Genomic DNA, 21,081 nt, shown 5'->3' with positions numbered 1-21,081 from the left:
GTCAGGTTAAGCTACAGCTACAAAGCAGGTATTGGTATAACGAAGCCCCAACTACACAACGGAGCAAGAGTAGAAATAGCTTAGCCTACAGTTATTCAGTACTTTTATCCCTGCTGGTACAGCCTTTTAACCTCCAGTCTTTTATCTTTGTAAGATCAACACATCTCTAGCCAACGCCATTGAGCAACTTCTTCCATACCAAGATCGAATTCCTGAAAGGGGTGGGGCCGCAGCGGGCTGAGCTGCTGCAAAAGGAGCTCAACATCTATACCTACGGCGACCTCATCCAGCACTACCCTTTCCGCTACCTTGACCGGACACAGTTCTACAAAATAGCAGAACTGGACGAAAGCATGCCGTACGTGCAGGTGCGCGGACGCGTGAAGGGGAAAGAAGTGCTGGGCGAAGGCCGGAAGCAGCGCCTGGCCGCCACACTGGTAGATGAAGAGGGCAATGAGCTAGACCTGGTCTGGTTCAAGGGCGTGAAGTGGATGCAGAAGTCGCTCAAGAACCACACCGACTATATCGTATTCGGAAAGCCGACGGCGTTCAACGGCAAGTTCAGCATGGCGCACCCGGAGCTGGAGGAATTGGCAGAAGAGAAAGAGACCACTGCTTTTCTGCAGCCGGTATACAACACCACCGAGAAGCTGAAGGCCTTCCGCATTGAGAGCAAGGTGATCTCCCGCATGATGGAGCTGCTGCTCAAAGTGGCTATACCTAACATCCAGGAAACACTTTCGCCGGAGCTCATTGACCATTACCGGCTGATGAGCAAGCGTGATGCGCTGATCAACATCCACTTTCCGCAATCGGTGGAAAAATACAATGCGGCCAAGTTCCGGCTCAAATTCGAAGAGCTCTTCTATGTACAGCTACGGCTGCTGCGCCAGAAGACCGTACGCCGCGCCGAGCTGGCGGGGCAGGTATTCGGCCAGGTGCCTACCCTCAACGAGTTCTACAAAAACCACATGACCTTTGACCTGACGAATGCGCAGAAGCGGGTGGTGAAGGAGATTTACAAAGACCTGACGGCCGGCAAGCAGATGAACCGCCTGCTGCAAGGCGATGTGGGTTCCGGCAAAACGATTGTGGCCTTTATCACCATGCTCATCGCGGCTGACAATGGGGCGCAGTCGGTGCTGATGGCGCCTACCGAGATCCTGGCCGACCAGCACTACACCGGCCTGAAGGCCTTTGCTGACCGGCTGGGTATCAACCTGGGCAAGCTGACAGGTTCTACCAAAACCAAGGACCGCAAAGTATTGCATGAGCAGCTGCGCTCCGGAGAGATGAAGATGATCGTAGGAACGCATGCGCTGCTGGAGGATGTGGTGCAGTTCCAGAACCTGGGCCTCTGCATCGTGGATGAGCAGCACCGCTTTGGGGTGGAGCAACGCTCCAAGCTGTGGCGCAAGAACCCGCGCATTATTCCGCATGTGCTCGTGATGACGGCCACGCCCATCCCCCGCACCCTGGCCATGACGCTGTACGGCGACCTCGACGTGTCGGTGATAGACGAGATGCCGGCTGGCCGGAAGGAGATCGTGACCGTGCACCGCTTCGACAGCCACCGGCTGCGCGTTTTCCAGTTTGTGCGCGACCAGATCAAGCTCGGCCGCCAGGTATACATCGTCTACCCGCTTATAGAAGAGTCGGAAGGCATGGATTACAAAGACCTGACGGATGGCTATGAGAGCGTACGCCGGGCTTTCCCGGAGTACCAGGTCAGCATGGTGCATGGCAAACTGAAGGCCCAGGACAAAGATTACGAAATGCAGCGCTTTGTGAAGAACGAAACCCAGATCATGGTGGCTACCACGGTGATCGAAGTAGGGGTGAATGTGCCCAATGCCTCGGTGATGATCATTGAAAGTGCCGAACGTTTTGGTCTCTCGCAGCTGCACCAGCTCCGGGGGCGCGTAGGTCGGGGAGCAGAGCAGAGCTATTGTATCCTGATGACCGGGTATAAGCTGAGCAAAGACAGCAAGACGCGACTGGAAACGATGGTGCGCACCAACAACGGCTTTGAGATAGCGGACATTGACCTGAAACTGCGTGGACCGGGTGACCTGATGGGCACGCAACAAAGCGGCGTGCTCGACCTGCTCATCGCGGACCTGGCCAAGGATGCGCCTATCCTGCAGGAATCACGGGCCGCAGCACAGCGCGTACTCAACGAGGACCCACAGCTGGAGCAGCCTCAGAACCAGAACATCCTGCGCCATATCAAGTCGCTGAGCGTAAACGCCGTCAACTGGAGCCGGATCAGCTAACCTGCCAGGTATGCTTCGTATAAGTACCTTAAACCGGACTTTATAGGCAAAGCACTTCTTTGAACGTTCCTGCCTTAGGTATGGCCTGAGAAGTTCCACGCGAAACAAGTACGGTCTTTTTTCTTATTTGCAAAAAACGTCCGCTTGCATCAATTTTATGCATTTCTTTACTCTACGATCGTTGTTCTAAAATACCATATTCTATACCTTGAAAACACGACACCTACTTCCGCTTCTGCTGCTGGCTCTGTTATGGACAGCCTCACCTGCTACAGCCCAGGGCAAAAAGGCCGCCATACCTTTCAGCTACCTCCCCGATAACACCGAAGACCAGTATAACCAGAGCATCCGCAACAAAACCCTGCCCCTGAGCGCCACTGAATTTATCGTGCTGAGCAAAGAGGCGCCCGGCGAATATGCCATCGAGAAGTATAACGCTGCCCTGAAAAAGAGCTGGGCTGCTGCTATACCTGTTACCGGTACGGAATCAGTGGAGGCCTTCGTGCAGAACGGAGAAGCGGCCATACTGGTCACGCATCGGGACAACGGCAACGGCACGCAGCAGCTCTACGCCCACCAGGTGGACCTGCGCAATGGCCAGAAAGAAGCTCCGGCCCTCCTGCTGGAAGCGCCTGCCAAAGACCGCAAAGCAGGTATAGCCACTTCGCCGGACGGCACCAAACTACTGGCCTACAGGTATAGCACTGACGGCAAACAGGTGCTGCGGGGCATCAGCGGAAGCCTGTATGACGGCAAACTTCAGAAGCTAAAAGATACCAGCTACAACCTGAGCGACCTGCGCGGCATTCTGTCGGCAGAAGTCATCCTCAACAATGCCGGTGACCAGTTCATCAGCCTGATCTCCGAAAACATGAACCGGCTTACGGTAAGGCAGTATAAAATTCAATCGCCGGAGGCCAAGGTGATGTCGGTGCTGGTGGGCGGTGTGTTTGACGGCAAGAAGGTCTACATCGTGGACAGCAAGTATGGCCTGCAGCCCAACGGCAACCTGTACGGCGCCGTGCTGACAGCCGATGAGAAGACCGGTGCCTACTACAGTCTGAAAGCGGTAAAGTTCGATTTTGAGAAGGAGGACATGGTATTTGCAGAGGAGTTTAAATTCTCGCCGGAGTACCTGGCCAGCGTGAACAGCCTGGACAAAAGCGGTGCTCCCAAAGCCACGCGCCTGGAAGACATTTACCTCTCCGACCTGATCCTGACACCGGATGGCAAACTGATCGTGCTGGCAGAAAAGAAATACATGGAAGGCGGTGAGAACTCTCCTTACTTTGCCCGCGAGATACACCTTTTCGCTTACGACGAATACATGGGAACCGCCTGGAGCTCGGTGCTGATGAAGAACCAGAAAGCACCGGCTGACGAGGCTTTCACCGGCATCTCCTACCGATATAACCTCGCAGGCAACTCCCTGCACCTGCTCACGCTGGAAGAACTGGAAGGAAAGCACGACCTATACCTGCGCCGCATTGATACCAGCAATGGCAAGGCAGGAGCACCCAGGGCAGCCGGACTGAAGGTGGCCGATGACAAAGACGTGGCCTATGTGAAGGACTTCACCGCCTGGCTGACAGACAAAGACCTGGTAGCGGTCGTACGCCCTTCCAAAAAGGCAAACGGCCTGCAGCTGCGCAGGCTTCAAATAAAGTAATTAGAAGAGTTTCATACCCTGCAGAAGGCGCGACTGTGAACCGGTCGCGCTTTTTTGTTTCCGGAGTTTGCGGGTAAAGGAACTCAGCTGCACGAGCATGTGCATAAACCCGACATAGTCCACGATCTCGACGTACATGCCGAACTCCTTGCGGGAGCCTTCCAGCACTCCGAGCTTATCTACCTTATAGGTGTTCATGGCTGACCAGGGCATCCAGCGCACCACTTTGCGACGGTTGATCATGTAGCGGTTGATGGCTACCTCCAGCTGATAACGCGCCACCGGCTGTGACAGCACCTCCTCCAGGTCAGACTTGCATAACAGGCGCTCCCCAGACAGCAGGATATCACTCCGGTACCACCGCACAAACCAGGGCGAATTGATACGGCGCAGGATGAGCATGTCAACGTCCGGGCTATACCGGAAGGCATCAATTGTCTCTTCCAGTTCATGCAGCTGCAGCCCCTGCAGGTCGGCGTCCATCAGCAGCACAAGCTCATGCCTGACAAGTTCGAGCCCGTGTTTTATAGCCGCCGCCTTTCCTTTGTTCTCCTCCTGGCGCAGCACTTCCACTCTGGGCCACTGTGCTTTTACAAAGGCAGCCGTACCGTCTGTAGAGCCATCGTCGACGCACACTACCTGGCTTATATGCTTTACCTTTGTAATGACCTCCAGCACCTGAGCTATGCGCTCCCGCTCATTGTAAATGGGAATAAGACACGATACCTTCATAAATGGACGATGTGTTTTGCTTTTATTGCGGCGTCTTTTATTGTACGGAAAACACTATCCTATAGCCATTTGTGCATATTCCCAATCATTAATATTTACGGGTAAACATACCCTAAAAACAAAAAGGCTACCCCCTCAGGAGGCAGCCTTTCCAAAACTATAGATTTGTCAGAATCTAATACACAAATTCATTCGCTTCAATCAAAGCAGCTGCTATGCGGCGACGTGCCTCTTTGGTGTTGTAGAGGTCTTTTTTGGTAAAGCGCTTCAGCCCCATGAACAACAGTCGCTGCTCGTCGCCTTCTGCCATCGATGCAATGGCATCCTTGCCGGCCAGATAGGCTGTATCGACAGCGTCGTTTAAGGTCACGCGCACGATGTCAATCTGGTTCGACACGGCTTCTTCGCCCTTCATACCGACCAGTTTCTCCACACGCAGCAAGGTCGATTCCGCCACGTAGGTTTTGATGGCCATATCGGCGATGTTCATCAGGACTTCCTGCTCTTTGGCCAGCGAGTTCATGTACTTCTGCACGGCGGTACCCGCCACCATCAGAATGGCTTTTTTCAGGTTGCGGATGGCCTTGTGCTCTGCCGCAAACAGGCCTTCTTCCTCCGAGCCAAAATCAGGTATAGCCATCAGCTCCTGCTGCACCGACTGGGCTGGTCCCATCAGGTCGAGCTCCCCGTTCATGGCCTTCTTCAGGATCATGTCCACGGTGAGCATGCGGTTAATCTCGTTGGTGCCTTCGAAGATGCGGTTGATGCGGGAGTCGCGGTAAGCGCGGTCCATCGGGTAGTCGGCCGAGAAGCCATAGCCACCGTAGATCTGCACGCCTTCGTCTACCACGTAGTCCAATACTTCAGAACCTTCCACTTTCAGCATGGCGGCCTCCACGGCAAATTCGCGTGCGGCTCCCAGCATGGCTTCGTTCTCGCCTTTGCCGGCTGCCAGCAGTTCCTGCTCCTTGCGGTAAATGTCCATACCACAGCGATACAGCGCCGACTCCACCGCATAAATACGAATCGCCTGCTCTGCCAGCTTGTGACGGATGGCGCCAAACTTAGCAATTGGCAGCTTGAACTGCTGGCGCTCATTGGCATACTTCACCGAGAGGTCTGCCACTTTTTTGGAGGCACCCAGCGTGGCCGCGCACAGCTTGATACGGCCAATGTTGAGGATGTTGAAAGCGATCAGGTGGCCTTTGCCGATTTCGCCCAGCACGTTCTCTTTTGGAACCTGGCAATCGGAGAAGAATACCTGACGCGTAGAGGAGCCTTTTATACCCATTTTATGCTCTTCGTTGCCAAGGCTCAGGCCGGGATAGCCTTTTTCCACAATAAAGCCGGTGAACTTGTCGCCATCTACCTGCGCAAATACAATGAATACCTCTGCAAAGCCCGCATTGGTGATCCACATTTTCTGCCCGTTCAGGACATAGTGGGTGCCCGCCTCATTAAGAACAGCTTTGGTCTTAGCAGCCAGCGCGTCGGAGCCGGAGCCCGGCTCTGTGAGGCAGTACGCCGCCGCCCACTCACCGGAAGTCAGCTTGGGCAGGTACTTCTCTTTCTGCTCATCCGTACCGAAGTACAGAATGGGCAGCATGCCTATACCTGTGTGCGCCGCAAAGGCTACCGGGAAAGAGTGCCCTCCGCCTACTGATTCGGTTACCAGCAGCGAGGTGTTGAAGTCCATGTTCAGGCCGCCGTACTGCTCGGGCATAGACACTGCAAACAGCCCCAGTTCGCCTGCCTTCTTCATCAGGCCCTCCATCAAGCCTTCTTCGTGGTTGTCGAGGCGCTCGAGCAGCGGATTAACTTCCTCCCGCACAAAGTCCAGGCAGGTCTGCGCCATCATGCGCTGCTCTTCACTGAACTCGGCAGGTATAAACACGTCCTGCGGATTGGTTTCCTTTATCAGGAACTCTCCACCCTGGATGCTAGCGGTTTTAGTTACGTTTTCCATATAGGTTAGATTTTAGATACTAGATATTAGACATTAGACTTTTTATACACAGTAGTTTTGAAGCTATTGATCATCTTTTGAATTTGCTCCAACTGCTTTAAAAGCATTTCAAGCTGTGTGTCATTTATTAAACCAAAAGAGTTGGCTAAAATTAACTGCGTTTCGAGCTCAAATGCAGAGCCCAATGCTATGCTTAAAAACTGGCCAAATTCTTTATAAGAATTTCGGCCAGCACCTTCAGCAATATTTGACGGTATTGAAACAGTGGCACGTTTGATTTGAGATGTAAGACCATATTTTTCGTATGCCGGAAAGGTAGCGGTAGTCTCATAGACAGTTTTTGCTAACTCCATTGAGCGCTGCCAAACTTTTAGTTCTCTAAAATTATGCATGTGCTAAGTCTAACATCTAAAATCTAACCTCTAACTACTATTTTAAAAGCTCATAGATGCCGGCTACACCCTGACCACCGCCTACGCAGGCCGTGACCATACCGTATTTCTTGCCGAGACGGCGCAGTTCGTGAAACTGCTGTATGCTGAGTTTGGCGCCGGAACAGCCCAACGGGTGCCCCAGGGCGATGGCTCCGCCGCTGATGTTGAGCTTTGCCGGATCAAATTCCAGGTGGCGCATCACCGCAATGGACTGGGCCGCAAAGGCCTCGTTCATCTCGATAAGGTCGATGTCGTTGAGCGTCATGCCCGCCATTTTCAAAGCTTTTGGCACAGCAGCGATCGGTCCCATACCCATAATGCGGGGATCCACACCGCCGGTACCATAGCTCACCAGGCGGGCGATCGGCTCCAGGTTCAGCTCCTTTACCATGCGCTCGCTCATCACGATCACAAAGGCCGCTCCATCCGATGTCTGGGAGGAGTTACCGGCCGTTACCGAACCTCCTGCCGAGAACACAGGCTTCAGCCTGGCCAGCGCCTCCAGGGAGGTATCGGCACGTGGGCCTTCATCGGTATCGACCACGTAAGAGCGGGTTTTCTTCTTGCCACTCTCATCGATGTAATTTTCCTCTATCGTGATCGGCACGATCTGCTCTTTGAAATAGCCGTTTTTGATGGCGTTGATGGCTTTCTGGTGGGAGTTGTAGGCAAACTCGTCCTGGTCTTCACGTGTCACACCGTAGTCTGCGGCCACTGCCTCAGCGGTAAGGCCCATGCTCAGGTACCAGTCCGGATTCTTTTTGGCGATGTTGTAGTTCGGTACGGTCTTCCAGCCTACGGTGGGCACCATCGACATAGATTCCGTGCCTCCCGCGATGATACATTCCGCCATACCTGCTGCGATCCGGTTGCAGGCCATGGCGATCGTTTCCACGCCGGAACCACAGTAACGGTTCACCGTCATGCCCGAAACGGACAAAGGCAGGGCCAGCAGCGCGATCATACGGCCGATCTGCAGGCCTTGCTCCGCTTCCGGCACCGCGTTGCCTACGATGAGGTCGTCTACGCGCTCCGGGTCCAGTGAAGGCACAGCTGCTAACAGGTGCTTGATGACATCGGCGGCCAGGTCATCGGGTCTGGTGAACCGGAAGCCGCCGCGCCCGGCTTTGCCTACTGCGCTACGAAACCCGGCTACGATATATGCATTGTTCATATTTTCTGATTGCTAAATTGTTAAATGGTTGATTGTTGATTTTTCAACCTTATTATTCATTAAGCATTAATTTCTCAGCGGCTTGCCGGTGGTCAGGATGCTTTGGATTCGCTCCAGCGTTTTGCGCTCCCCCGTCAGCGACAGGAAGGCTTCGCGCTCCAGGTCCAGCAAGTACTGCTCGCTCACATCTGTCGGGGCAGACAGGTCGCCACCGCACATCACGTAGGCCAGCTTCTCTGAGATCTTGCGGTCATGCTCTGAGATATAGCGGCCGGTCATCATGGCATTGGCTCCTGTCAAAAACATACCCAAGGCGCCTTTGCCCTGTACCTTGATGCTGGTCTTTTTTACAGGCTGGGTATACCCTGCTTCGGCCAACAGTATGGCCTGTGCCTTGGCATCCGCTAGCAGGCGGTTGTTGTTGAGGGTGATGCCATCGCTTGCGCGCATATACCCCAGCTCCACCGCTTCCTTAGCCGAAGTGGACACCTTGGCCATACCGATGTTGAGGTAGATGTTTTTGAGTGTATTGTATTCGATGTCGCCGTCTTCGTATAGTTCGGCTGCCCGCAAAGTCATCTCTTTGGTACCACCACCGCCAGGTATCAGGCCCACACCAAACTCTACCAGCCCCATGTAAGTCTCGGCTGCCGCCTGCACATGGTCGCAATGCAGGTTGAGTTCGCAGCCACCGCCCAGTGTGAGGCCGTGCGGCGCACCCACTACAGGTATAGCCGAGTAGCGCATGCGCATCATGGTATCCTGGAACTGCTTGATCATGAAGTTGATCTCATCGTACTCCTGCTCGATGGCATACATGTAGATCAACCCCACGTTGGCACCAGCAGAGAAGTTAGCGGCATCGCTGCCTACGACCATACCTCTGAATTCCTTTTCAGCCAGCTCAATCCCTTTGTTCAGCCCCTGGACCACATCCCCGCCGATGGTGTTCATTTTGGTATGAAACTCCACGTTGAGGATACCGTCGCCGAGGTCGATGATGGTAGCGCCGGAGTTTTTCCAGACCACTTTGTTGCTGCGCAGGTTATCGAGTATGATGAAGTTCTCGGCGCCAGGTATAGCTTTGTATTCTTTGCTTTGGATATCGTAGTAGCGGCGCTTGCCTTCCTGCACAATGTAGAAAGACTCTTTGCCGTGGCTGAGCATGTCCTCGACCCAGGCAGCCGGCTGGTAGCCTGCTTCTGTCATGCGCTGCAAGCCTTCGCGTGCGCCGATCGCATCCCAGTACTCAAACGGCCCCAGTTCCCAGCCGAAACCAGCGCGCATGGCATCGTCGATGCGGTAGAGTTCATCCGAGATCTCAGGTATACGGTTGCTCACATACTGGAAAAGTCCGTAGAGCGACTCATTAAAGAAAGCAGCGGCTTTGTCGTTTTGCCTCGAGAAAGCCTTTACGCGCGCTTTCAGGTCCTCAATGGGTTTCAGCGCTTCCAGACTCTGGAATTTGGCGCGCTGCTTCGGTCCATACTCCAGCGTGCTGAGGTCCAGCGTCAGGATCTCGGTCTTGCCTTTGGCATCTTTTGTCTTCTTGTAGAAACCCTGTCCGGTCTTGTCGCCCAGCCATTTGTTTTCGATCATTTGCTGCAGGTAGCCCGGCAGCTGAAACAGGTCCCGGGACTCATCCTGCTCACCTGTCTGGTACAGGCCATTGGCCACGTTCGCCAGCGTATCCAGGCCTACCACATCCAGCGTGCGGAAAGTCGCAGACTTCGGACGGCCAATGATCGGGCCGGAGATACGGTCTACCTCGTCCACGTTCAGGCCCAGTTTGTTCATCACCTGCAGTCCCTGCATGATGGCATATATGCCGACACGGTTGGCGATGAAGGCCGGCGTATCTTTGGCCAGCACCGTGGTCTTACCCAGGTATAGGTCGCCGTAATGCAACAGGAAATCCACCACACTCTGGTCCGTTTCCGGGGTTGGGATGATCTCGAGGAGTTTGAGGTAACGGGGCGGGTTAAAGAAGTGCGTGCCGCAGAAATGCTTGCGGAAGTCACCGGAGCGGCCGTCCAGCATCAGGTGAATCGGTATACCTGACGTATTGGACGTGATCAGGGTGCCCGGCTTGCGGTGCTGCTCCACCTGGTCAAATACCGTTTTCTTTATTTTCAGATTCTCCACCACAACCTCTATGGTCCAGTCGGCCGTGGCGATGTCCTTCATGTTGTCGTCGAAGTTACCGGTCTGGATCAGGCGGGCGTCCGCTTTGCGGTATAGCGGAGAAGGATTAGAGGCAATGGCGGCCTGCAACGCATTGTTGACGATGCGGTTGCGAACGGCTTTGCTTTCCAACGTCAGGCCTTTTTTCTCTTCGTCCGGCGTCAGTTCTCTGGGCACAATGTCCAGCAGCAGCACCTGCACGCCTATGTTGGCAAAGTGGCAGGCGATGCGGGAGCCCATTACGCCGGAGCCCAACACAGCTACTTTCTTAATAATTCTTTTCATAGAAAAAGTTTGATGGTCTATGGTTAGAAAATCTCTTTGTTTTCGATCATATGGATAATGCGGCCTGTGACCCGGAAGAACATATCCAGTTCCTCCTGCGGAATGGCTTCCTGCATCTTGTAGTTGAAATGAAGCACCGTTTTGCGGGACACTTCTTTCTTCTCCAGCCCTTTCTCCGTCAGGAAAATGCGCACCAGGCGCTTGTCCCGGTCATCCGAAACTTTATAGATCAGGCCTTTTTCCTCCATGCTCTTCAGAATGCGGGTCAGGCTCCTGGCCTCCAGCCCCAGCAAGGGAGCGATCTTGGTGGCAGGCGTACCGGTTTCCTGGTTGATGTTAAGCAATACAAATCCGATAGAAGTGGTAATATCATTCTTGGCTGCCTCTGTATTGTACATACGCGAAATAGCGTGCCAGCATACCTTTACATTATAATCTACTGTTTCTTCAGGCTTCATGTAGTAAAGTGTTTATACCAAATATAAACAAATATGTTATGCTTGCATACTATTTTGGCGAAAAAATGTTTACCCGCCTCACCGTCCTGATGTATCTGCAAAAAAAGAGACACTACCGGTCGCCAGAGTATAGGTATACTTGCTAGCCTGGTTACCAACAAAAAACCCCTTCCGGTAGGGAAAGGGTTTTTTGTTGACACAGAAATCTTAAAACATGCTCTCTATTTCTTTCTGATAATTGGTAGAGATCGCTTTTCGCTTGACTTTGAGGGTAGGCGTCAGTTCTCCCGTCTCTACAGTCCACATGCGGGGAATTAGCTTGAACTTTTTAACGGTTTCGTACTGGGCCAGCCCTTCGTTTGCTTTTTCCACCTCCCGCTTATACTTCTCCACGATCTCGGGTAGTTTGATCATCTCTTCATCCGAGGTATACTTAATGCCTTTGTGCTGACACCAGTCCTGCAGCCCCAGGAAGGCAGGCACAATGAGGGCAGCGGCATACTTCTGGCCTGCCCCTACGACCATGGCCTGCTCAATCACAACCGATTCCTTCAGCTTGTTTTCGATCGGCTGCGGTGCGACATACTTACCGCCTGAGGTCTTGAACATCTCTTTTTTACGATCCGTGATCTTGAGGTACTTCCCATCCACGAACTCGCCGATGTCACCGGTATGGAACCAGCCTTCCCCGTCTATCACTTCTGCTGTCAGCTCGGGCTTGTTGTAGTAGCCTTTCATCACGTGCGGTCCGCGGGTCAGTATTTCACCGTCTTCGGCTATCTTTACCTCTACCTGATCGATCGGCAGGCCTACGGTACCAATCACATTGTTCTCTTTCTCGTAGCGGTTTACGGTGATCACCGGAGAAGTCTCTGTCAGGCCATAGCCTTCCATCACGCGGATGTTGGCAGACCAGAACACGCGCGCCAGGCGCGGCTGCAGGGCAGCTCCCCCCGATACGATGGCGATCACGTTGCCTCCCAGGGCTTCGCGCCACTTGCTGAAAATAAGCTTATTGGCCAGCTCCAGCTGCTTGTTGTACCACCAGCCCTGGTCTTCGCGGGTATCGTACTTGAGGCCCAGCTCCAGCGCCCAGAAGAACAGCTTGCGCTTCACGCCTGTCAGCTCCATTCCTTTGGCTACGATCTTGTCGTATACCTTCTCCAGCAGGCGCGGCACCGTCGTGAACACGTGCGGCTGCACCTCCTTGAGGTTGTCGGCTACTTTCTCAATGCTTTCGGCATAGTAAATAGAAACCCCGATGCGCATGTACAGGTATAGCAGCATCCGCTCAAATATGTGGCAGAGCGGCAGAAAGCTCAGGGCGCGGTGTGTCGCATTCACCGGCACATAGGGGAAAGCCCCCATAAAGTTACTTACCAGGTTTTCGTGCGTCAGCATCACCCCTTTGGGATTGCCGGTGGTGCCGGAGGTATAGATGATGGTCAGGACGTCATCGGGCGTGACGGCTGCCTTGAGTGGCTCCAGTTGCGCCGGATCTTCTCCTTTGCCCAGCTCCACTACTTCTTTCCAGTTGCTGGCGCCCGGGATCTCATCGAAGGTATAGATCTCCTTTATGCCTTCCATACCCGCTGTTGCGGCCACTACTTTGTTGTATAGTTCGCTGTCGGAGACAAATACCGCCTTCACTTCGGCGTCATTGAATATGTAGCGGTAATCCTCCACTGTAATGGTCGGGTACATGGGTACGCTGATCGCACCGATCTGCTGAATGCCATAGTCGGCAAACACCCACTCCGGACGGTTCAGGGAGATAATGGCAATCTTATCATTTTTGCCTAATCCCAGCTTCAAAAGACCTAAACTTACCTGGTTGGCAATGTCCTGCACATCCTGTGTGCTGTATTTCACCCACTGTCCGTTTACTTTAGAAGCCAGGCAGTCTGGCTTGGGCGAGTTCTGAAGCTGAAAAGGCAACAGGTCAAGTGTCCTGGTTATATTCATCGTGCTGCTAGAGTTAGTGTGAGTCTTGTGCATACAACCCCGGTTAAAGTCGAAATCGGGATTTATACGGCATTTATTAACTGCATTTTAATTATTTTTTACTGAAACTTCTACTTAACAGGATACAAATATTTGTGATATCTTATATTTATAGAACTTTTTGCGATAAAAAGGGATACTTACCGTGTGAGCAATCACAACACCTCCATTTTTAGTATATTTGGCGTCTCAGTACATACTCTATGAACCTTTCTATCTTTTTTGAGCCCCTTAACGAGGACATCTTTGCCCTGTTGGACAAGCCCCGCACGCTGGGGGCTTACATCGGCCGCTTTACCGGGAGTTTTCCAGACTGGCGCTCCGCTGATCTGGCTATCTTAGGCATAAGCGAGCGAAGAGGCCGCGGAGAAGAAGAACAGAAAGGCATCACGGCTGCCCGTGCTGTGCGCAAGAAACTATACAGCCTGCACAAAGGCACCGGACGCGGACACATCGTGGACCTGGGCAACCTGCGCCCGGGCATCACCCTGGAGGATACCTATCTGCGCCTGAAGGAAATAGTAGAGGTGCTTATTTCGCACAACACCATCCCCATTATCATAGGCGGCTCCCATGACCTGGAGTATGGGCAGTACATGGGATACGAGCACCTGGAGCGCGTCGTGAACATGGTCACGGTGGACAGCAGCGTAGACATGACAGAAGACCCCGACGCACCAGCCAACAAAAAACAGCTGCGCCAGATCCTGATGCACGAACCCAACTACCTTTTCAGCCTTGGCCAGATCGGGTACCAGTCTTACCTGGTGGATCCGGAAGTGATGGGGACCCTGGAGAAACTGCATTTTGAGGCCTACCGACTGGGAGAAGTACACCGCAGTATCCAGGAAATGGAGCCTGTCGTGCGTATAGCTGACCTGCTCACCTTCGATATCTCGGCCATACGCCACCAGGACGCGCCCGGCTATACTCCCGCCAATACGTTTGGCCTGACAGGAGAGGAAGCCTGCCAGCTGTGCTGGTATGCGGGCCTGAACGACAACATGACTTCCCTGGGTATCTATGAGTACGACCCGGAACAGGATGTGCGGGAATTAACGGCCACTACGATCGCTACCATGATCTGGTACTTTATCGAAGGCTTCTATCACCGCAAAAATGAGACGGAATTCACCAGCAGCAAATTCACCAAATACGCCGTGGCATTTAACGAGGATCCCGACCGGATGGTATTTTACAAGAGCAAGAACAGCGAGAAATGGTGGCTGGAAGTAGAGGCCCTCTCCGGCAACAAAGGCTCCCGTATCGTGCCCTGCAGCTACGAAGATTACCTGCAGGCCATCAAAGGCGAAGTGCCCAACCGCTGGATCCTCACCCAGGCCCGCATCGGCTAAGGTATACCGGCACAGGCGATTTTGACACAAAAAGTCGTTGCCTGTAAAAAAATAAAAAATATTGATACTGTGGCGATTACCGCAGATACGGTGGCACTGCATTATTTTTTTTACGACGTCGCTTTTATAAAATTTCTATCTTAATGGAAAATCTCCCGGAGTATACGCTGCAGCAGCTCGCCTCCCGTAACGGACAGGACCGGGATGAGGTATGGATAGGCTACAAAGGCTTGATCTATGATGTTAAAAAATCGAGGTTGTGGCGTAGCGGCAATCATTATGAGCACTGGGCCGGACAGGATCTGACCGAAGAGCTCAAGGACGCGCCCCATACCGCGTATGTTTTTGATAAATTTGAGGTGATCGGATTTATCAAAAATTCAGTATACCGAAAATAAAACACTAGAAACCTGCACCCCATCACCGGGCAGGATTTCTGATAAACCCATAAACACGAATACAATGATTCTGATAGCAGATAGTGGCTCTACCAAGACAGACTGGCGCATCATCGATGCCAACAAGGTGTACGAACAGGTAAATACCCTTGGCATTAATCCGCAGTACCTCGAAACAGAAAAAATCTACGAGATATTTGAGAAGGAGCTTCTCCCTCAGCTGAAAGAAAAAAACATAAGTACCATTTATTACTACGGTGCCGGCTGCAGCTCCCCCGACCGCAACAAGCGTGTGGAAGACGCCCTGCACCTTGCCTTCCCGCAAAGCGAAGTCCATGTAGACCATGACCTGCTGGCAGCAGCCCGGGCTTTGTGCGGCCACCTGCCCGGCATCGCCTGCATCCTGGGCACCGGGTCCAACTCCTGCCTCTACGACGGCAAACAGATAGTGGACAATGTGCCTTCGCTGGGTTTCCTGATGGGGGACGAAGGCAGTGGCGCCTACCTGGGCAAGTTGCTCATCAAAGCCTACCTGTACCGGGAGCTGCCTGATGAATTGGCCCAGTCGTTGAAAAACAAGTATAACCTGACCAAAGACGGCATCATCGATACCGTGTACAGCTCCGACATCCCCAGCCGCTACCTGGCTACTTTCGCTAAATTCATGCATGAGAAGCGCAAGCACCCGGTTATCAAAGAGATGATCTATGAGAACTTCGAAGAATTTTTTGAACGCCACGTAAGCAAGTATGAAGGGTTTGGGGAGCTGCCCATAAACTTTGTGGGCTCTATCGCGTTTCACTTTGCTGATACACTCAAACTGGTGGCCAAGAAATATGGCGCTCATATCGGGGTCATTATCACAAGCCCGAGCGAGGGCCTGATCAACTATCACCAGGAGCTGTTGAAAATGCAGGACGCGAAGGCGTAGCCTGCAGGCGAGAGTGGAAAATAAGCGTTCATCATTTATTACTGACAAGTGTCTACTACTGAATCTGCATCAAACTATGACAGCCTGGAGCGTATGCCTGTACGGGAGCTCCTCGAAAAAATAAATCAGGAAGATAAAACCGTTCCCTTTACTGTAGAGCGCGCCATTCCCCAGGTTGAAGCCCTGGTAAATATTACCGTAAGCAGGTTGCGCCAGGGAGGCCGCCTCTTTTACATAGGCGCCGGCACGAGTGGCAGATTAGGGATAGTGGACGCTTCCGAATGCCCCCCTACTTATGGCGTGCCCCATGGCATGGTCATCGGCATCATCGCAGGGGGCGACGGCGCCATCCGCAAAGCAGTGGAGTTTGCCGAGGACGACACCACCCAGGCTTGGAAAGACCTGCTGGACCACCAGATAACAGACAAAGACATGGTCGTAGGTATAGCCGCCTCCGGTATCACACCTTATGTTATCGGCGGGCTGGAAATGTGCCGCAGCAAAGGCATCACGACCGGTTGCATTGTCTGCAACGCCGACACCCCAGTGGCAGCGGCCGCGGATTACCCCGTTGAAGTGACCACAGGTCCTGAGTTTGTGACGGGAAGTACCCGGATGAAGGCCGGCACGGCCCAGAAGCTTGTGCTCAACATGCTGACTACGGCGGTCATGGTGCAGCTGGGGCATGTGAAAGGCAATAAAATGGTAGACATGCAACTATCCAACTACAAGCTGGTAGAGCGCGGCACCCGCATGGTGATGGAGGAGCTGCAGATAGGTAAATCCGAAGCAGCTGCCTTACTCAAGAAATACGGGAGTGTCAGGCTGGCCATTGAGGCCTACAGAAATGGCGAAGATTCCGAATCATAAAAAAAGCGGGGCAGCTAATGTAGCTGCCCCGCTTTTTTTATGTCTGACTGGTGTAGTGCTAGGCTAGTCCGCCAGCACCAGACGTTCCGTCAGTGCCCTAGCGGCTTCTTTGCTGGGCACATGGTAATTCGCAACTGCCCAGCTATACCCTAGCTTAAAGCGGGGATCTTCCAAAGCATAGCGCATTTTAGTCCGGTAGTCCGCTATACTCTCCAGGCCCAGGGCTGCCCGCCTTTCGTTCACTTTCTCCTCTTCTTTCTCGCTCAGCTTCTCGGTCAGGTAGCGGTTGCTGACTTTCTCCAGTTCTTTATCCGATTCGCATTCTTTCGGTTTGTCGCAGTTTACCTTTACCAGTATTCTGGATCTGTACAGGTTTTTGCCTTGTTGCTGGTCCATCAGGTAGGCAGCGGCATGTGGCTCCAGCCTGCCTTCATGCACGGCCTGAGTCAGGATAGAAGTAAAGTCAAATCCTCCTTTGGCAGTTGTCTGCCGTTGTATCACGATGCTGAAGCGGGGCAGTTGCTCCAACGTGTCGGCTACGCCTATCAATTCCTCACCAGGATAGCCGTACTGGCTGATCTGGGCGAGCAGGACCTTCACGTTGTTGGCTTCTATCTTGCGAAGCGTATCACCGTGTACCTTCAGCCCGCCCTTGGCCCGCCGAAAGTACTGATCACGGGCATATAATTCATCCAGATCCGCACGCAGATCCAGGTCCGCTTTCTGCGTGAAGGCCTTCCGGCGTTTGGGGTATTTCTTGATAAATTTTTTCCAGCTTTTGGTCTCGTGCAGCGGCACAAATACTTCCTGCTGCTCGAGGTACTCCAGGCTGACACCTGCCTCTACCAGCTTTTCCAGGTAGTGCATGGTCAGCTTCTCATCTTCGGTCAGCATGGCGCAGGTGGCCGCATTGTAATAGTCTTTGGCAAAAGGACGGGACACAGCTGAAAAAGCCTTGCGGTAAGTTTCCAGGGCAGCGGCATAGTCTTTTCCCTGGATCAGGACTTCAGCCTGGTGGATGAGGGGGTGATAATCCTTTACGTAATCTGCTTTTGCGATCGCCTTATAGCCAAAGCCCGAACAGGCTAGTAACAGCAGCACAAGCAGATAAGCCTTCGCAAAGTGAGATTTTAATGGCAACGACATAGAGTTAAGGGTGTTAGCAGATAGAACATATTTTTAAGTAACGTTAATTTAAAGCCATTCGCATAGATCGTGCTGAAATCCTATCCGTTTATACCTGCTATGCTATGGCAGAGTTGGGGCAGCCGGCAAGTTTCTTCCGGCCCGGAGGGTGTTCGTGTCTTTAAAAAGACGCAGAATCCATCAAAAATTATCCAACTTTGTTTTTCTTCCTCAAGTAGATAATCAAAAGCTGTCTTACAGCAAAGGCCGCCAATTTTACGACTATGCATACGATCGAACCTTTTTACAACTGGCTGGAGCTGTATTCGGCTGCAGAGGATCCCCGCTCTCCGCTTTATGGCGCCGAGAATAGCCTCACCCACTATACCCATACCATTTACGGCTACTACATCCATCCGCAGTGGGACGACATCGAATCTGAAACTCTATACCTGAAGATCCTCTACACCGACTACGACAAAGCCTATACGATCATTGAGTTTATCGGCGAGTGGAACGATGCCGTCAACAACGACATCATGAGCCTGAAACGCAACATCATAGACCCCATGTTGCAGGAAGGTATAAAATACTTTATCCTGATCGGTGAAAACGTATTCAACTTTCATGGCTCCGAAGATGACTACTACGAAGAGTGGTTTGAGGATGTGGAGGAAGGCTGGATCGCTGCCATCAGCTTTCAGGACTTTGTTCTGAACGAAATGCGCAGCTACAACATTGACTCCTACATCAACTATGGCGGCACTCTGGATGAGGTGCACTGGCGGACCTACACGCCCAAACGGCTATTCAGCCTGGTGAACAGCATGATCCAAAAGCGCCTCGGCCCGTAAGAAACCGGGCATAAAAAAACAGCAGGCCTGCTGTGAGACCTGCTGTTTGAGTAAGGTATAGCCGGATTACTGAACTACAGCGGTAGTATCGTCTTCCGCTGCATCTTCCATGTCATCTGCTGCATCTTCTGTAGCATCTTCCATTTCTTCGGCGTTTTCTTCCGTTCTGTTCTCCTGAGCAGAATCGCATGAAGCGAATGTAAACGTAAAGAGACCGGCAAGCAATAAAAGATAAATTGGCTTTTTCATAAGTATAAAGTTAAGGTGTTGGTGGAACATGAATGGTTGAAAATCCAATATGCCCGGGCACCACCTGCTGCACCGTAGCATGCCAAGCAATACGCAGGTACTATCTATTAGTTTTGATATATATAAAAAAAGCACTCCGAAGAGTGCTTTTTTTACTTGGCCCGGTTGATACCGGAAAATGCCTCGGTACTGCTGTTGACTACTGGATCTGAGTAGAGTCAACTGGAGCAGCAGTTGTGTCAACTGGAGCAGAAGTAGTGTCAACTTCTGTCTCAACGCCTTCTACTGACTCTGTAGTTTCAACTTCAGTTGCAGTTTCTTCTGCAGTATTGCAAGAAGCGAATGCGAAAAGACCAGCAACGAATAGTAAACCAAATACCTTTTTCATGTTGTTTTGTTAGTTATGAAAATGAAGCTTCAAATATACGCAATATTTAAATATGTTAATATTTTCGAAACTTATTTTTTCTTAAACAAAACTTTTATCGGTACGCCTTCAAAGCCAAAGTGCTTCCGGATGCTGTTTTCCAGGTAGCGCGCGTAAGGCTCTTTCACATACTGGGGCAGGTTGCAGAAGAAGGCAAACGTAGGTTTGAACGTCGGCAGCTGCGTCACATACTTGATCTTGATGAACTTGCCCTTCACAGACGGTGGCGGATAACGCTCGATGTCCGGCAGGATCAGATCGTTCAGTTTAGAAGTAGGTATTTTGCGCGTTTTCTGCTCGTATACCTCCATGGCCGTCTCAATGGCCTTGTGTACACGCTGCTTGGTCACTACGGAGGTAAAGATCACCGGCACATACTTGATCGGTGCGATGGCAGCCAGTATCTTCTCTTCGAACTCTTTGGTCGAATTCGTATCTTTCTCTACCAGGTCCCACTTGTTCACCAGAATCACGATGCCTTTGCGGTTCTTTTCGGCCAGCGTGATGATGTTCACGTCCTGCGACTCCACCCCACGGGTAGCATCCAGCATCACGATGCATACATCGGCATCCTCGAGGGCACGCACGGAGCGCATCACTGAGTAGAACTCGATGTCTTCGCTTACTTTGCTTTTGCGGCGCAGACCCGCTGTGTCCACAATGATGAACTCCTTGCCAAAGGCGTTGTAACGCGAGTGTATGGCATCGCGGGTAGTGCCGGCAATGTCCGTCACGATATTGCGCTCCACGCCCAGCAGCAGGTTCACAAACGAAGACTTGCCTACATTCGGGCGGCCCAGCACGGCAAACCGAGGTATACCGGCATCCGGATCCTCCACGCCTTCATCCTTAAAGTGTTTTACGACCTCATCCAGTAGTTCTCCTGTTCCAGAGCCACTCTGCGACGAAACCGGGAAGATGTCTATACCTATACCCAGCGCATAAAACTCACCCATCTGGTGCGAGCGGGCGTTGGTGTCGGCTTTGTTGGCCACAATGTAGATGGGCTTATCGGTGCGGCGCAGCACGTTGGCAAACTCCTCATCCAGACCGGTCACGCCGGTTTCCACATCGACCATGAACAGGATCACATCGGCCTCGTTGATGGCCAGCTCTACCTGCTTGTTGATTTCTCCTTCAAAAATATCGTCGGACCCGTGCACATAACCACCTGTGTCGATCACAGTGTAGTATTTGCCGGTCCAGTCGCCATGGCCGTAGCTACGGTCGCGGGTTACGCCGCTCTCGTTGTCCATGATGGCCATGCGTTTGCCAATCAGGCGGTTAAAAAGGGTAGACTTGCCCACGTTCGGGCGGCCTACGATTGCAATGATGTTGGTTGACATCGAATAAAAATAAAATAGTTAAAGTGCCCCCGGAGCGCCTTGCCCCGAAGCTTTATGGTGCGCTATTCGCTGTAGCCGAAGCGGCGTAACAGCTTCTGGTCGGTTCGCCAGTTCTCGTTCACGCGCACGTATAAATCAAGAAAAATCTTTTTCTGGAAAAACTGTTCCATGTCCAGGCGGGCCTGGGTGCCTACTTTTTTGAGCGCCTCGCCTTTGTTGCCAATCACGATACCTTTCTGGCTTTTGCGCTCCACGCTGATCTCGGCACGGACACGGATGATCTCTTCCTCTTCCTTAAATTCCTCCACCACAACTTCACAGCTGTAGGGGATCTCTTTCTTATA

19 protein-coding genes are annotated in these 21,081 nt (G+C 52.4%); 7 read left to right on the top strand and 12 right to left on the bottom strand.

Annotated features, from left to right (window positions below):
* The first annotated feature begins 179 nt into the window (after window positions 1–179).
* Window positions 180–2,276, top strand: coding sequence for an ATP-dependent DNA helicase RecG (gene recG, locus OB13_RS09585; protein ID WP_461489943.1), 2,097 nt, complete (start codon window positions 180–182; stop codon window positions 2,274–2,276).
* Between the two features lie 208 nt (window positions 2,277–2,484).
* Window positions 2,485–3,945: a hypothetical protein gene (locus OB13_RS09580; protein ID WP_461489942.1), complete on the top strand. Its 1,461-nt coding sequence runs from the start codon at window positions 2,485–2,487 to the stop codon at window positions 3,943–3,945.
* Here the strand turns inward: OB13_RS09580 and OB13_RS09575 are convergent, their stop codons facing one another.
* The 7 genes from OB13_RS09575 to OB13_RS09545 form a co-directional block, all read right to left on the bottom strand.
* Entirely contained in the window at window positions 3,946–4,677 is a 732-nt protein-coding gene (locus tag OB13_RS09575) for a glycosyltransferase family 2 protein (RefSeq protein WP_461489941.1), read from the bottom strand.
* Between the two features lie 175 nt (window positions 4,678–4,852).
* Window positions 4,853–6,643, bottom strand: a complete 1,791-nt coding sequence (locus OB13_RS09570; RefSeq protein WP_461489940.1) for an acyl-CoA dehydrogenase family protein — start codon at window positions 6,641–6,643, stop codon at window positions 4,853–4,855.
* Between the two features lie 26 nt (window positions 6,644–6,669).
* Entirely contained in the window at window positions 6,670–7,035 is a 366-nt protein-coding gene (locus tag OB13_RS09565) for a four helix bundle protein (RefSeq protein ID WP_461489939.1), read from the bottom strand.
* A gap of 37 nt (window positions 7,036–7,072) precedes the next feature.
* Complete coding sequence (locus OB13_RS09560) at window positions 7,073–8,251, bottom strand: thiolase family protein (RefSeq protein WP_461489938.1); 1,179 nt, start codon at window positions 8,249–8,251, stop codon at window positions 7,073–7,075.
* A 66-nt stretch (window positions 8,252–8,317) separates the two neighbouring features.
* Window positions 8,318–10,720 carry a 3-hydroxyacyl-CoA dehydrogenase NAD-binding domain-containing protein gene (locus OB13_RS09555; RefSeq protein ID WP_461489937.1) on the bottom strand — a complete coding sequence of 801 codons (2,403 nt, stop codon included), beginning with the start codon at window positions 10,718–10,720 and terminating at the stop codon, window positions 8,318–8,320.
* Window positions 10,721–10,743: 23 nt separating this feature from the next.
* The gene (locus tag OB13_RS09550; protein ID WP_461489936.1) at window positions 10,744–11,178 is read right to left on the bottom strand and encodes a MarR family winged helix-turn-helix transcriptional regulator; all 435 of its coding nucleotides are present in this window, start codon (window positions 11,176–11,178) and stop codon (window positions 10,744–10,746) included.
* 207 nt (window positions 11,179–11,385) lie between these two features.
* Window positions 11,386–13,143, bottom strand: coding sequence for an AMP-dependent synthetase/ligase (locus tag OB13_RS09545; RefSeq protein WP_461489935.1), 1,758 nt, complete (start codon window positions 13,141–13,143; stop codon window positions 11,386–11,388).
* A 242-nt stretch (window positions 13,144–13,385) separates the two neighbouring features.
* On the opposite strand from OB13_RS09545, the gene OB13_RS09540 reads away from it, so the two are divergent.
* From OB13_RS09540 to murQ, 4 genes are all read left to right on the top strand, one after another.
* Window positions 13,386–14,537: a formimidoylglutamase gene (locus OB13_RS09540; RefSeq protein WP_461489934.1), complete on the top strand. Its 1,152-nt coding sequence runs from the start codon at window positions 13,386–13,388 to the stop codon at window positions 14,535–14,537.
* Between the two features lie 143 nt (window positions 14,538–14,680).
* Complete coding sequence (locus OB13_RS09535) at window positions 14,681–14,935, top strand: cytochrome b5 domain-containing protein (RefSeq protein ID WP_461489933.1); 255 nt, start codon at window positions 14,681–14,683, stop codon at window positions 14,933–14,935.
* Between the two features lie 64 nt (window positions 14,936–14,999).
* Entirely contained in the window at window positions 15,000–15,866 is an 867-nt protein-coding gene (locus tag OB13_RS09530; protein ID WP_461489932.1) for a hypothetical protein, read from the top strand.
* 48 nt (window positions 15,867–15,914) lie between these two features.
* A complete protein-coding gene (gene murQ, locus OB13_RS09525) occupies window positions 15,915–16,736 on the top strand; it encodes an N-acetylmuramic acid 6-phosphate etherase (protein ID WP_461489931.1) in 822 nt (273 codons plus the stop codon).
* Window positions 16,737–16,799: 63 nt separating this feature from the next.
* On the opposite strand, the gene OB13_RS09520 is transcribed toward murQ, so the two are convergent.
* A complete protein-coding gene (locus OB13_RS09520) occupies window positions 16,800–17,882 on the bottom strand; it encodes a hypothetical protein (RefSeq protein WP_461489930.1) in 1,083 nt (360 codons plus the stop codon).
* 263 nt (window positions 17,883–18,145) lie between these two features.
* On the opposite strand from OB13_RS09520, the gene OB13_RS09515 reads away from it, so the two are divergent.
* Window positions 18,146–18,715: a hypothetical protein gene (locus OB13_RS09515; RefSeq protein WP_461489929.1), complete on the top strand. Its 570-nt coding sequence runs from the start codon at window positions 18,146–18,148 to the stop codon at window positions 18,713–18,715.
* A 66-nt stretch (window positions 18,716–18,781) separates the two neighbouring features.
* On the opposite strand, the gene OB13_RS09510 is transcribed toward OB13_RS09515, so the two are convergent.
* The 4 genes from OB13_RS09510 to OB13_RS09495 form a co-directional block, all read right to left on the bottom strand.
* A complete protein-coding gene (locus OB13_RS09510) occupies window positions 18,782–18,964 on the bottom strand; it encodes a hypothetical protein (RefSeq protein ID WP_461489928.1) in 183 nt (60 codons plus the stop codon).
* Between the two features lie 199 nt (window positions 18,965–19,163).
* A complete protein-coding gene (locus OB13_RS09505) occupies window positions 19,164–19,352 on the bottom strand; it encodes a hypothetical protein (RefSeq protein ID WP_461489927.1) in 189 nt (62 codons plus the stop codon).
* A gap of 71 nt (window positions 19,353–19,423) precedes the next feature.
* Window positions 19,424–20,737 (bottom strand): ribosome biogenesis GTPase Der, encoded by a 1,314-nt coding sequence (der, locus tag OB13_RS09500; RefSeq protein ID WP_461489926.1) that lies wholly within the window; start codon window positions 20,735–20,737, stop codon window positions 19,424–19,426.
* 62 nt (window positions 20,738–20,799) lie between these two features.
* The coding region (locus OB13_RS09495) for a KH domain-containing protein (protein ID WP_461489925.1) at window positions 20,800–21,081 on the bottom strand (282 nt) is incomplete at its 5' end.

The organism is Pontibacter sp. HJ8 (assembly GCF_054824225.1).
This window is presented reverse-complemented; position numbering and strand designations above follow the sequence as displayed.